Origin of the sequence: Fulvivirga sp. M361, from assembly GCF_007097395.1 — a bacterium.
GTDB lineage: Bacteria > Bacteroidota > Bacteroidia > Cytophagales > Cyclobacteriaceae > Fulvivirga.
The window spans coordinates 259167-274306 of record NZ_VKDC01000006.1; the positions used below are offsets into that span (position 1 = coordinate 259167).

Consider the following 15140-nt stretch of genomic DNA (forward strand, 5'->3'; position numbering starts at 1 on the left):
CACATGGAAAAAAATGGCCCGTTAAAAGGATTAGTGATTGCTGATTTTTCACAATTGGCACAGGGACCTTTTGCTACTCAAATGCTCAGTGACATGGGGGCGGAGGTGATCAAGATCGAACCTGTAAAAGGTGATTGGATGAGACACTACTCTTATGGCAATCTTTATCCTGAAGGAGAGAGTATTTCATTTGTCAGCTTTAACAGGAACAAACGCAGCATTGCCCTTGACCTCAAAGATCCGGAGCAAAGTAAGATAGCCATCGGGATCATTAAAAAGTCGGATATTCTGATCGAGAATTTTCGCCCGGGTGTGATGGAAAGGCTGGAATTGGGGTATGCAGAGATGAAACCCCTCAATCCAAGACTTGTTTATTGTTCCAGCTCCGGTTACGGCGCGTCCGGGCCATACCTCAAACGTCCCGGACAAGATCTGATGGCCCAGTCGATATCAGGAAGTGCCGCTTTGAATGGAAAGAAAGGGGATATTCCTATAGCCACAGCAGTAGGTCAGGCCGATTTACTTACCAGCCTGTTTATTGTACAATCTGTGCTTGCGGCCATTTATTCAAGAGAAAAAACGGGAAAAGGTCAAAAAATTGAAGCCAACTTATTGAATTCAGCCGTAGGGTTTCACGTGCAGGAAGTTACCGCTTTTCTGCACAAAGGAAGTAACCCGGAGCGTAGCGAAAGCGGGATCCCCAACCCTTGGTTAGGAGCACCCTATGGTATCTATCATACACGAGATGGATATGTGTCCGTAGGGATGAATTCTGTTAGAAGGTTAGCACGCGCACTTAACTTTGCCAAGTACGATTCGGAAGAGTATGATTCGAATAATATCATTGAAAACCGCGATGAGATCCGAAAGGACTTTGAAGAAGTTTTCCGCCAAAAAACAACCGAAGAATGGCTGATTATTTTACTGGAAGAGGATATCTGGTGCTCACAGGTAAATACTTTTGAGGAGATGGTCGAAGACCCTCAGATCAAGCACAACAATATGATCCTGGAGTACGAGCATCCAACCATAGGACCGGTGAAGACCACTGGTTTTCCCGTATCCTTCAGCGATACACCACAGCGGATTTCCAGGCCGGCGCCGTTACTTAATGAGCATGCTGCAGAAATTCTTAAAGAGTTTTGCAATTATGATGATCAGCAGGTTGAACATTTTTTGTCAAAAGAATTGACTTAGGTTGAGTTTCCCCGGGTAATATCTATAGAAACATAGTTTAGCCATGTGAAAAGTAAGTAAGAGTAATTTTGGTTTTGAAACTAAACCGATTTAGTTATATTCGTTTAATAGACTTTCAACTTAAGCCCCTGATATTATATGGGAAGTAATTGAATTCAGATACCACAGAACTATGAAGAAATACGCACCGACTCCTGCACAACTTATCATTAGATGAATACAATGATCAGACATATACTGGTGGCTTTATCGGGCGTATTATGTCTGAATGGTTTTGCCCAAAGTAAACTGGATTATGTCAATCCTTTCATTGGTACTTCTAATTTCGGAGCAACGAACCCCGGAGCTCTCGTACCTCAAGGAATGGCTTCTGTGGTACCCTTTAATGTTACAGGCTCTGAGGCAAATACGTGGGATAAAGATAAACGGTGGTGGTCAACGCCTTATTCATTGGAGAATGAGTATTTCACAGGTTACTCTCATGTCAATCTGAGTGGTGTGGGTTGCCCCGACCTGGGGGTTATTTTGGTCATGCCTACCACGGGCAACATGACCGCCAACCCGAGGGAATATGGATCGAAAATGGCAGAGCAAAAGGCATCTCCGGGGTATTACAGTACTTCGCTTGTCAAGTATGATATACTTACTGAGGTAACTGCCACACAACGGGCCGGACTTAGCAAATTCACCTTTCCGAAGGGAAAATCCAATATACTGATTGATTTAGGCAATGGGCTTACCAACGAAACAGGTGGGTCAATAAGGATCGTAAATAGAAAAGAAATTGAAGGTCACCGAATGACCGGTACCTTTTGTTACAATGATGGTACCGAACGTCCGGTATACTTTGTGGCGCAGTTCAGTAAAGCCGCTGAAGAAATGGGGGCCTGGAAAAAAATGCCTGAAATGACTGCCGAGCGATCATGGTCTTCCACCAGTGGAGCGTTCAAATATTATCTTGATTACCAATCCATGGTATCAGGTGATAGTATTGGAGCTTTTATGAGCTTTCATACAGAAGCGGACGAGGAAGTCCTGGTGAAAGTGGGAGTTTCTTATGTAAGTATAAATAATGCCAGGCAAAACCTGAATACCGAAATACCTGGGTTTGATTTTGACAACACGTTAAAAAAGGCGCAATCCGATTGGGAGAAAGCTCTCTCAAAGGTATCTGTCAAAGGAGGTACGGAAGACCAGAAAACCGTGTTTTATACTGCATTATACCATATGCAGATCCACCCCAATGTGATCAACGATATTAACGGTGAATATCCAATGATGGAGTCGTTCAAAGTAGGGAAGACCGAAAATGGGGATAGATATACTGTTTTTTCGCTTTGGGACACCTATCGAAACTTTCATCCTTTTATGAGCCTGGTCTATCCTGGGCAGCAACTGGATATGGTGCGCTCTATGGTTCAAATGTATAGAGAAAGCGGCTGGTTGCCCAAGTGGGAGCTTAACAGCGCTGAAACACTGGTCATGGAAGGAGACCCCGCTATTCCCGTAATCGTGGATAGCTATTTCAGAGGATTGAGGGATTTTGATGTAGAGCTCACTTATGAGGCCATGATAAAATCAGCCACCACCCGTGGTGCAGAAAACAAACTCCGGCCGGATATTGATTTTTACCTGGATAAAGGATATGTGCCTTATGAAAAAGAATTCGATAATTCTGTCTCACATGCACTGGAATACTACATTGCCGACTGGAACCTGGGCCAGTTCGCCCGTTCCCTGGGGAAAGAAGAAGATCACAAGCGCTTTCATCGACAGTCGTTGCGCTATAAGGAATATTTTGATCATGAAGAATTCAATATGATCCGCCCACGGCTGGCAGATCGTACGTTCTATGCTGATTTTGATCCAAAGCAAGGAGTTAATTTCGAACCCTCTCCGGGATTTCATGAAGGTACCGCATGGCAATATACTTTTGGTGTTCCGCACGATATACAAGGTTTGGTAAGGCTTTTCGGAGGAAAAAGAAAGTTCACTTCTACGCTTCAGCGGGTATTCGATGAAGGCCTTTTCGATATGGCCAATGAGCCTGATATTCACTACCCCTGGCTGTTTAATTATGTGCGCGGAGAAGAATGGCGGACACAGAAAGAGGTGAACACACTGCTGGATACTTATTATAAAAACACTTCCGACGGACTGCCGGGGAATGACGACTGCGGTACACTCTCTGCATGGGCTGCTTTCGCAATGATGGGGCTTTATCCCGTTTGCCCGGGCGATATGGACTTTGCGATCTCCGAACCGGTATTTGATGAGATTATCATAGACCTGGATAAAAACTATTACGAAGGTAAGCAGCTGATCATCCGTAAATCCGGACAAAGGGAATATATCAGTTCGATTAAAAAAGACGGACGGTCAGTAAACGGCTTTTTTATCGATCATCATGAGCTTACAAAGGGAGGGGTTTTAGAAATTAAAAAATAGCAAACATGAAAACATCCTTTTTAATTTCTAATGATAACAACGCAGATGATACGGGCAAAATGCGGCATGAAATTTTGAAGAAACATACAAAAGAATTTGAACACTAAAACGAGAAATAGTTCCCTCCATCCGGGTTTTTGGATTCCCACGGTCTATTTTGCTATGGGGCTTCCTTTTATTGCCATAGCACAGGCTTCTACATTGATGTTCAAGAATATGGGTATCACCGATACGAAGATCGCTTTTTGGACATCGGTCATTATGATGCCGTGGACCTTAAAACCGCTCTGGAGTCCAATTCTTGAAATGTTTCGGACCAAGAAATACTTTGTGGTGATCACGCAGGTCATCACAGGAGTGGTCTTTGCGCTGATAGCTTTTTCCTTACAACTTCCGGATTTCTTTGCCTACGCTATCGGACTGTTAGCCGTGGTAGCGCTCAGTGGCTCTACGCATGACATAGCTACTGACGGCCTTTACATGGACGTATTGAACGCCCAGGACCAGGCCAAATACATTGGATGGCAGGGAGCGGCTTATAATCTGGCTAAGATTTTAGTAGGGGGTGCATTCATCTATATAGCCGGTCAATTAGAAGATGCGCTGGGAGTAACACAAGCCTGGACCATTGTAATAGGTGCTTTCGGGGTACTTATGTTAAGTATCGGCTTTTATCACGGTCGTATGTTGCCTTCAGGAAAAACGGCTGAAGGTGTACAGACTTTCCGTGAAGGAGTTAACACTCTTTTAGAGGTTTTAAAAGGGTTCTTTAACAAGAAATATGCCTGGGTCTATATTGGGTTTATCTTACTGTATCGATTTGCCGAAGGGTTTGCCATCAAAATAGTACAACTTTTTTTCAAAGCGCCTCTGTCCGAAGGTGGCTTAGGGTTAACTACCTCTGATATAGGGTTGGTTTATGGTGTGTTTGGGGCTGCTGCTTTCGTTATCGGTTCGTTACTGGCCGGTTATGTCATTGCAGCCAGAGGTTTGAAGAAAACCTTATTCATTATGTGCTGCTGTCTTAACCTCCCTTTTTTAGGGTATGCTGCACTAGCCATTTTCCAGCCTGAAAATATTTACCTCATTGGGCTTGCCGCTGTGACGGATTACTTCGGTTATGGGTTTGGGTTCGTGGGACTGATCCTTTTTATGATGCAGCAAGTTGCCCCCGGAAAATACAAAATGGCACACTATGCCTTTGCCTCCGGCATTATGAATCTGGGGTTTATGTTACCCGCAATGATCAGCGGGTATTTAAGCGATTGGTTAGGATATAAAAACTTTTTCATTTGGGTATTGATCGCTACTCTTCCTTCACTATTGGCAGCGTGGTTTGTGCCATTTGCTCACCCTGACAATCGTGAAATACAAAAAATGAAGCAATTAGAAACTAAAGAAATTTGAAAATGAATGATCTGGTAACAACGAGTAATCTGGTAAAAATACCCTGGGAGGAGCGACCACTCGGTTCATCGGAAGTAATGTGGCGTTATTCTGCCAACCCCATCATCGGAAGGTATGATATACCGACCTCCAACAGTATTTTTAACAGTGCAGTCGTGCCGTTCGGAGATGGTTTTGCAGGTGTATTTCGTTGCGACAACAGGGCAGTTCAGATGAATATTTACGCTGGTTTCAGTGAGGATGCTATCCACTGGAAAATCAATCATGAGCCTATAGAAATGGTGCCGGGAAATACTGAAATGATTTCCTCTGATTACAAGTACGACCCACGTGTTACATTCATCGAAGACCGTTACTGGATTACCTGGTGCAACGGCTTCCATGGTCCGACCATCGGTGTGGCCTATACCTTCGACTTTGAGACTTTTCACATGTGTGAAAATGCTTTTCTTCCATTCAATAGAAATGGAGTGCTTTTCCCTGAGAAGATCAATGGAAAATATGCCATGCTAAGCCGGCCAAGTGATAACGGGCATACACCTTTCGGAGATATTTTCATCAGCTATAGCCCGGATATGAAGTATTGGGGAGAACACCGATGTGTAATGAAAGTGACCCCCTTTGAACAGAGCGCGTGGCAATGCACTAAAATCGGGGCCGGTTCCGTGCCCATTCGTACGGAAGATGGCTGGCTGATGTTCTACCATGGAGTGATCAATACAGCGAATGGGTATCGATATTCCATGGGAGCAGCCTTGTTAGATTTGGAGCGCCCGGATAAAGTATTGTACCGTACCCAGCCCTATTTATTAGCTCCGGCAGAACTATATGAGCTTACCGGAGATGTGCCTAACGTCGTATTTCCATGTGCTGCCCTGGCAGATGATGACAAGATCGCCGTTTATTATGGCGCTGCAGATACGGTAGTGGCTGTAGCTTTTGGCTATCGGTCAGAGATCATTTCATTTATTAAATCGAATTCTATTTAGCGAGGATTCTATCCATAAACACTTAAAACAATGATCCGGACTTCCTTCAACAAATTTGAAAAAATACCCCTGGCAATATTTCAGGATGCCACGGAAGCCTCCGTTAAAACGGCCCGGGAAATTGCGGACTTGATCATATCCAAAGAAAAAGAAGGGCAGCAATGTGTACTGGGATTAGCTACAGGTTCCTCACCGAAAGGCGTTTATACCGAACTGATCAGGCTACACAAAGAAGAAGCCTTGAGTTTCCAACACGTGGTGACCTTCAATCTTGACGAATACTATCCCATACCTCCCGACGCTTTACAGAGCTATTACAGGTTCATGCATGAATATCTTTTCGATCATGTCGATATCAAACCTGAAAATGTACATATTCCTGACGGTACGCTTCCGGTCGACAAAGTTGCCCAATATTGTAAGGATTATGAGGCAAAAATAGAGGCGCTTGGTGGCCTTGATCTTCAGCTTTTAGGTATTGGACGGACCGGGCATATTGGCTTTAACGAGCCCGGATCATCGATCAATAGCCCCACAAGAATGATCACCCTGGACCACATTACCAAGATGGATGCAGCCAGTGATTTTTTCGGAGAGGAGAATGTACCCATTAAAGCCATCACCATGGGTGTAGGGACCATCATGAAAGCGAAAAGGATCATTATCATGGCGTGGGGGGAAGGTAAAAGTTTGATCATAAAAAGGTCTGTTGAAGAGGAGGTGAGCACGAACGTACCTGCTACTTTCCTGCAACAGCATTCGAATACAGCGTTCGTCATTGACCAGGTAGCCAGTGCAAAATTGACCCGGTCTCTGGAGCCATGGCTATTCGAGCAAGTTGTTTGGGACGACCAGATGATGAAAAAGGCAGTGATACTGCTTTGTGAAAAGGTGAACAAACCCATTCTCAAGCTGACAGACAGGGATTATATTGATCATGGGCTCGCGGATCTGATACATCAGCACGGAAAGGCCTACGATATTAATATTCACATTTTCAACAAGATCCAGCACACGATCACGGGCTGGCCAGGAGGAAAACCTCTGGCAGATGATACTAACCGGCCGGAGCGCGCTGAACCTTCAAAGAAACGTGTGGTGATCTTCAGTCCTCACCCTGATGATGATATTATTTCAATGGGAGGCACCTTTATCCGGTTACAAGATCAGGGACATGATGTACACGTGGCCTATCAAACATCCGGTAACATTGCCGTATTCGATGAAGATGTTGCCGATTTTGCTGAGTTTGCCAAAGAGTATTCTCTCGCTTTTCACCTGGGAGATAAGGAAAAATCAACGAAGTTTTATGAAGAGGTTACTGAAGACCTTCATCATAAAAAACCCGGTGAAATTGATACAAAAGAGGTGCGGTTTATAAAGGGGCTAATAAGAAAAATAGAGGCCAAATCCACTTGCCGGTATGTGGGAATACCGGATGGGAACGTGCATCACTTAGAGCTGCCATTTTATGAAACAGGACTGGTCAAAAAGAGCCCACCCACGGTAAAAGATATCAGGATCACTACCGATCTACTTCAGGAGATCAAACCACAGCAGATTTTTGCTGCCGGTGATCTCTCCGATCCGCACGGAACCCATAGAGTGTGCCTGGATATTATTTTCAGGGCCCTTGAAGAATTAAAACAGGAAGCCTGGATGAAAGATTGCTGGATATGGCTTTATCGCGGAGCCTGGCAGGAATGGGAGATTGATCAGATTGAAATGGCAGTACCTCTCAGCCCGGACGAGTTACTTAAGAAACGCAGGGGTATTTTTAAGCACCAATCTCAGAAGGACCGTCCCTTATTTCCCGGTACAGATAACAGAGAATTCTGGCAAAGGTCTGAGCAGAGAAATCGAGCGACAGCGGAAGAATACCATAAGCTGGGCCTGGCAGAATATGAGGCAATTGAAGCTTTTAAACGGGGTCAGTTATGAAGAGTCCCGGAGTCGTATGCATGCTGGATTTCTTTAACAAAACTTACTTTATAAGATGGTATAGACCGGCAAATATGCGCTCTGTTTCACCCTACTTACTTAAAACAAATCCAAACATAGGCTGGTACCAGCTGACCAGGCAGATCAAAAATCAAACCCAACAAAAGATGAAACAGAATTACAGATTAAAATGGATGATAGTCGCGTTAGGGGCCGTCTTACTCTGGTCTGCTGCATCAGGCCAGAGTAACATGGTTTTTAGCGGAGGAGCGCTATATCATGACATTGACGAGAATTCAGACATTATACGGTCTTCCGGCTTTAACACGGTGGTGTTATGGAGTGTTCACATTGGACCTACCGGTGATCTGATATTGAATGATGGTCTTATTGCGGAAGATGGTGAATATGCAGGGAGAGCAGATTGGCCTGCGAGTGTACACAAGTTGTTAGAGGCCCCCACCTCCGTAGAGCGGATCGAATTGTCGGTGGGGTCCGCCCAGGTTCCGGATTGGGAAAACATCGAAGCACTTGTTAATGCAGAGGGAACCGGGCCGACAAGTACATTGTATAAAAACTTTGCCAAATTAAAGGAGATCCTTCCAATAACAGCGATCAATAACGATGATGAAAGTAATTACGATGTGCCAACTACGGTGGCATTTTCAAAAATGCTCATTGACCTTGGGTACAAGATCACTTTTGCACCGTATACCCGTGGAACGCTTTATTGGCAACCGGTATATGATGAATTGGAAGCTTACCAGGCAGGAAGCGTTGATAAAGTGTATTTACAAGCGTATGCTGGCGGTTCGGGAAACAATCCGGCAGACTGGAATAACCTGTTTGGGATCGAAGTAACGCCAGGTTTGTGGAGCTACAATGCGAGTTGTGCCTCGGGAGACAGCCCTCAAAGCATGGAAACCCGGATGAAAGATTGGGATGCCGCTGCAGGTATTGATGGTGGATTTATCTGGCTGTTTGAAGACATTCTAAGGTGTAGCGAAATGGCAACGGCACGAGACTATGCAAATGCCATTAACAGAGCTTTTAATATTCCTGCACCTGCATTGTCCAAAGCGTCTGACCCGACACCTGTTCATCAAGCCACCGAGATCAGCGTGGATGGCGATTTAAGTTGGACGGCAGGAACTTATGATGCGACACACGTTCTATATTTTGGAACCGATCCCAGCCTGACTGATAGTGATCTGAAAGGAGAGCTTACAGCTTCTTTTTATGACCCGGGAACGCTTGTAAATAATACCGTTTACTACTGGCGTGTTGACGAAAAAAACAGTACAGGTGAGTTAGAGGGAGATACATGGTCTTTTACAACAGAAGTGACCACACCTCTTCCAGGAGCAAGCACAAGTCCGGTTCCTGCCAACATGGCGACAGGCATAAGAGCAACTACGCCGTTGAGTTGGGAGGCTGGTGCTAATGCGGTTTCTTATGATGTGTATTTTGGAACAGAAAATCCGCCGCCATTCATTGGAAATCAAAGTGCCACAAGTTATGCGCCAGCTGATCTTCAACCCCTGACAACTTACTATTGGCAGGTAAACAGTGTAAACTCTACCGGAACAACTACAGGTGAGATCTGGTCTTATACCGTTCAGGAGCCTAATATTGCTCCTATTGCAACGGTAACGGTGTCTTCAGAGTTTAATTCGAATTTCTCGGGGAGTAAACTTGTGGACGGGATTTCAGGAGTGGCTGCCAACGGTATAGGGGAATGGGCTTCCTCCGGAGAACAAACACCAACAGCAAAACTTACGTGGGACAATGAAGTGAGTATAAAGAAAGTGGTGCTTTACGACCGTCCCAGTGGTGCAGAAAGGATCGATGCCGGTATTCTTGAATTTGGAGATGGAAGCACAGTGATGGTAGGTGCGTTACCAAATAATGGTTCGGCGCTGGAAGTGAATTTCCCTGAAAAAAATACTACTTCTGTTGAATTTAGAGTAACGGCTGGTGAAGGGCCCAACGTAGGCATGTCAGAATTTGAAGTATTTGGGTTAGACCTTATAGGTGGATCGCCTTCAAAACCCAGACTTACCAGACCAAGGAACGAATCGGTCGATATTGATAAGGACATTACCTTGGATTGGGGGTTTACGAAAAATGCCACTACGTTCAAAGTGTACCTGAGTGAGAGCAGTACCATTACGGAAAATGATCTGTTAGAAGAGGTGACCGCAACAGAATTAGACGTCACCGGATTGAAAGCCAATACCACTTATCACTGGAGGGTGGATGCTATGAATTTTTTGGCTACAATAGAAAGCGATGTATTCAGTTTTACGACCATAGAAGAGAATACAGTAACGTCTATCGATGCTGAAGATCTTACGGATGCAATTCAAATTTACCCAAACCCTACAACAGGAGTTTTAGCTATTGAATTTCAGAATAATAATGCTCCAATATCCTTACTAGTATATGCTCCATTAGGCAATAAAATACTTGAACAGAATAGAACAATTGTTGACCATAAAATAACCCTTGACTTGAGCAGAATAGCATCTGAATATAAGGGGATTTACTTCTTGCGTTTTACTCAATCCGGCAAGCAGATCAACAGAAAAATAATGTTAGAATAATGATAAATATATAAGAACGTCAGGCATCATCAGACATTTTGTATGAGCATTCATGCTCTGCCTGCTAAAAAACAATTGATTATTGCTGGTATCAATTTATTTTATATCCGAGAAATAGAAGTTAGATGAAACCCTATTAATAATGAAAACACTTATAACAATTATTGCTAGTCTTCTTATGGCCTTTCAGCTTCATGCGCAGGTCTCTGCCGTTTATGTAGGAGGACCTTTCGTGCGACAGACTAATGAGGAAATAGATGAACTTCGGGCATCGGGATTTAATACGGTGATCCTCTGGACTATTCATGTAGATGCGAATGGTAAACTGAGTGATGGAGGTGTAGACTTTACAGATAGTGATGGAAACTATATTGGTGACCCTGAATGGGGAGCTAAAGTGGCAAGGTTGAAACAATTCCCCTCATCCATAGATAGGGTAGAGCTCTGTATATCAGCTTATAACAGAGATGATTTTAAAAATATTAACACAATCATCGACAGAGAAGGCACTGGTCCCGAGAGTATCCTTTACAAGGCCTTTACCACTGTAAAGAATGAATTAGGGGTAGATGCCATAAACTATGACGATGAAGATCACTATGACGCTGCATCAATGACCGCCTTAAGCATTATGTTGGCAGATATAGGTTTCAAAGTAACATTAGTCCCTTACACAGTACAAGATGTCTGGGGTCAGGTATACACCGATACGGAAGCGGCACGACCCGGGGCAATTGACAGAGTTTATCTCCAAGGTTATGCCGGAGGATCTAATAATCAACCGTCAACATGGAATCCATCTTTTGGAGATCTGAAAATGATACACGGCCTATGGTCAAAAAATGGCGCTGGCTGTGGCTCAGGAGACAGTCCCGCACAAATGAAACAAAAATTCACCAACTTCAAAAGTGACATTTCGGGTGGGTTTGTTTGGGTAGATGTTGATGTAAGAAATTGTGAATCAGCGGGTACCCTGAAAGATTATGCCACCGCAATTAATGAAGTTTTTGATATACTACCACCTGCAATAGAAAAAGCTTCAAACCCACTGCCAGCGGATGGCGCAACCGAAGTAAGCGTAGATGCAGACCTGACTTGGACAGGAGGAACTTATGATGCTGTCCACTCGGTATATTTTGGAACAACACCTACGCTTTCCAGTGGCGATCTAAAAGGAGAATCCATTGCATCTACTTATGATCCGGGTACTCTGGTAAACAACACAACCTACTATTGGCGGGTAGATGAGAAAAACAGTACCGGTGAAGTAACCGGAGATACATGGTCATATACAACCGAAGTGACAACTCCTCTTCCCGGGGCAGTAGCTAATCCATTTCCTGCTGATATGGCAACTGAGGACGTTCGGACAGATGCAACACTAACCTGGGATGCCGGGGCTGGTGCAATATCTTATGACGTATATTTTGGCAAAGAAAATCCACCCCCATTCATGGCTAATCAAACGGGCCTGAGTTATACTCCTGAAGATATCGAACCTTTGACCACCTATTACTGGCAAATTAATAGTGTTAACTCGACCGGAACCACTACAGGAGCTATCTGGTCTTACACTACTCAAGATCCAAATATTGCGCCTGCAGCTACAGTAACTGTTTCTACCGAATTTAATTCAGACTTTTCAGGAACCAAATTGACTGATGGTATTATAGGACGAAGCGGTATAGGAGAATGGGCATCAAATGGGGAATCAACACCATGGGCAAAACTCACCTGGGATAACGAAGTTACCATCAAAAAAGTAGTACTATATGACCGTGCCAGTAATGAAGACATTTTATCAGGCGTTCTTGAGTTCGGAGAAGGTACTACAATGAACATCGAATCAATACCAGGTGATGGTTCTGGTTTGGAGTTAGATTTTTCTGATATAAAAACCAACTCGGTTGAATTTAGGGTTTTGACATCAGTCGGGCCTAATATAGGCATGACAGAATTCGAAGTATTTGGAATTGATGAAATAGGTGGATTGCCCTCGAAACCAAGGCTTACCAGGCCACAAAATGAATCGGTTGATGTGGCTACAGACGTTACTCTGGATTGGGGTTTCACAAAAAATGCTACCTCTTTTAACGTATATCTAAGCGAGAGCGATGCTATTGAAGAAGGTGATTTACTAAACACTGTGACAGCCACTCAATTGGAAACTATGGAATTAAAAGGTAGTACAACCTACTATTGGAGAGTGGATGCTGTAAACTTTTTAGGAACAACACAAAGTGATGTATTTAGCTTTACAACTGCCGGAGTAGTGACCTCAATCGATTCGGAAGATTTGCAGGATCGAATTAAAATTTATCCCAATCCTACGGAAGGACGCTTACAGATTCAATTTCGAAATAATAACACTCCGGTGTCTTTGGCGCTGTATTCTCCTTTAGGCAATAAAGTATATGAACAAACCCGTGTAATTACCGGCGATAAGATCACACTTGATTTAAGCAAAATAACATCTTCCGGTAAGGATATTTATCTCTTGCGTTTTGTTCAATCGGATAAACAAGTGAATCGAACGATAGTATTAGAATAGCACAAAATGCCAAAGTTGAACTACGAAATGTTCCATAAAACACACCTATCTAAAATGTATATTGTACTCCGTAGTGTAGTAGGTACAACTTTGACATTTCTTCTTTTTTTATCAAGTAGTATTGCACAACCTACGTACGAGGCTAATCAACCTTATTCCTCCTATTGGTTTATCAATGAATTCCTTCAATGGAATCCGGAAAAGGACCCTCATGCGAAATTTAATGTTAGCCATGTGGCGTTAAAGGCACGTTTTGTCGATTCCAGTACCCAGCTTCGACCTGAATTAAGCGCAGAGCCATCCATAGTTTCTCTTGTTCCCACATATCGTTCAACTTCTAAGCACCCTTCTCAGGGTTTTCAAACCGTAGAAGAATATGCTTTTCCGTTTTGGCAATACATCGATTATTTCGTGCAATGGGGAGGTTCTGCCGGAGAAGGATTGATCGTAACCCCGGCTGTTCCTTGGGTGGATGCGGCACATCGAAACGGTGTGAAAGTGTTGGGGACAGTGTTCTTCCCCCCAAATGCCTATGGAGGGAAAGAAGAATGGGTCAGAGAATTTCTCCGGAAAGATGAACAGGGAAATTTCCCTGTAGCAGATAAAATGATTGAGGTGGCCGGATACTATGGGTTTGAAGGTTGGTTCATTAATCAGGAGACTAAGGGTTTGAATGAGACTGATGCGCTGAACATGCAAGCCTTCCTGGCTTATTATCAGCAGAGATCCAAAGGGAGGTTTAAAGTGATGTGGTATGATGCCATGATTGAAGACGGAAGAGTGATCTGGCAGGATGAGTTGAATCATCACAATTCAGGCTATTGGCAAAAGAATGATCAAAAATTGTCAGATATTTTATTCATTGATTTTGGCTGGAGTACCACACAACAGGAGGATTCACATCAACGGGCCAGGGACCTTGGCAGGAGTCCGTGGGAACTGTATTCAGGGATCGATGTACAACAAAGGAGCTATAAATCCCCTGTCAACTGGAAAGGTCTTTACAAAAACGATAAACCCTATACAACGTCGATAGGTCTTTACTGGCCAAGTTCCACGTTCAACATAGCACAAGACAAACAGCCGGAATCAGTCTATTTAGAAGAACAAAAATTTTGGAACGGGACCGTACTGGATGAAGATGTTCCGGCATGGCGATCCAAAGAATGGAAAGGATTTGCCAGGTATTTTCCTGCCCGGTCCGTCCTCAGTGAGTTGCCATTTGTTACGAATTTTAATTATGGCCTGGGCAGGTTTTACAATGAAAAGGGAAAACGTCTTTCTGATGCTGAGTGGCATAACCTGAGCAACCAGGACATATTACCCACATGGCAATGGCAGGTAGATACCACAAAACTCGCTGCAGCTTTTGACTTTAATGAAAGCTACAACGGAGGCTCCTGTCTTCGATTCGATTTTAAGCAAAAAGATGAAGAGGTTTTTGTTCCATTGTATAAAACCAATTTTGATTTGCAAGGGAATGAAAAGATCGAACTGGTGGCTAAGGGAAAAGGAAAATTAAAACTGACGGTAAATTTTGCGAATGGAACGAGTAAAGATCATGCTGTTGAGGTGACCGAAAAATGGCAGTTATTCTCCTTTAAAACTCTTGACCACACATCTGAAAGAATAGTGAAGATCGGGATAAAAACACAAGGCAACGTTGGTGACTTTATTCATATCGGACAGCTGGCTGTGCGTGCAGGTACTCATACCAAAATTGCGAGACCAACGATTTCCTGTGAATCATTCATAAAAGGTGATAAAGCAGAAGTATACCTTCACATTGAAAGTGATAAAAATGGTCATCACCATAATATTTACCAGGTAAACCCCGACAAAAGCAAAACATGGCTTGGACAAACCCACAGTACTGACTATTACTTGCCGGCATTACAAAAAGGTGCAAGCAAAACATACGCGATCATTGAAGTGGTTTCGGTGGCCAAAGATGGCAGTAAAAGTAAGGGGACAACCCAGAAAGTTTATTGGCAATGAAAG

8 protein-coding genes are annotated in these 15140 nt (G+C 43.6%); all 8 read left to right on the forward strand.

The genetic code is table 11. The features are described from left to right. Window positions 1-3 precede the first annotated feature (3 nt). The 8 genes from FNH22_RS08355 (at window position 4) to FNH22_RS08390 (ending at window position 15137) form a co-directional block, all read left to right on the forward strand. Window positions 4-1197 carry a CaiB/BaiF CoA-transferase family protein gene (locus FNH22_RS08355; RefSeq protein ID WP_143397899.1) on the forward strand — a complete coding sequence of 398 codons (1194 nt, stop codon included), beginning with the start codon at window positions 4-6 and terminating at the stop codon, window positions 1195-1197. Window positions 1198-1419: 222 nt separating this feature from the next. Further along, entirely contained in the window at window positions 1420-3645 is a 2226-nt protein-coding gene (locus FNH22_RS08360) for a GH92 family glycosyl hydrolase (RefSeq protein WP_143397900.1), read from the forward strand. Window positions 3646-3741: 96 nt separating this feature from the next. Further along, the gene (locus tag FNH22_RS08365; RefSeq protein WP_221420240.1) at window positions 3742-5052 is read left to right on the forward strand and encodes an MFS transporter; all 1311 of its coding nucleotides are present in this window, start codon (window positions 3742-3744) and stop codon (window positions 5050-5052) included. A 2-nt stretch (window positions 5053-5054) separates the two neighbouring features. Continuing rightward, window positions 5055-6041 (forward strand): glycoside hydrolase family 130 protein, encoded by a 987-nt coding sequence (locus FNH22_RS08370; protein WP_143397901.1) that lies wholly within the window; start codon window positions 5055-5057, stop codon window positions 6039-6041. Between the two features lie 30 nt (window positions 6042-6071). Then, on the forward strand, window positions 6072-7982 hold the full coding sequence (gene nagB, locus FNH22_RS08375) for a glucosamine-6-phosphate deaminase (RefSeq protein ID WP_143397902.1): 1911 nt from the start codon (window positions 6072-6074) through the stop codon (window positions 7980-7982). Window positions 7983-8149: 167 nt separating this feature from the next. Next, entirely contained in the window at window positions 8150-10588 is a 2439-nt protein-coding gene (locus FNH22_RS08380) for a T9SS type A sorting domain-containing protein (protein ID WP_185154127.1), read from the forward strand. A gap of 142 nt (window positions 10589-10730) precedes the next feature. Beyond that, the gene (locus FNH22_RS08385) at window positions 10731-13139 is read left to right on the forward strand and encodes a T9SS type A sorting domain-containing protein (protein WP_143397904.1); all 2409 of its coding nucleotides are present in this window, start codon (window positions 10731-10733) and stop codon (window positions 13137-13139) included. A gap of 54 nt (window positions 13140-13193) precedes the next feature. Beyond that, window positions 13194-15137, forward strand: a complete 1944-nt coding sequence (locus tag FNH22_RS08390; RefSeq protein ID WP_185154128.1) for a hypothetical protein — start codon at window positions 13194-13196, stop codon at window positions 15135-15137. Window positions 15138-15140: the final 3 nt, after the last annotated feature.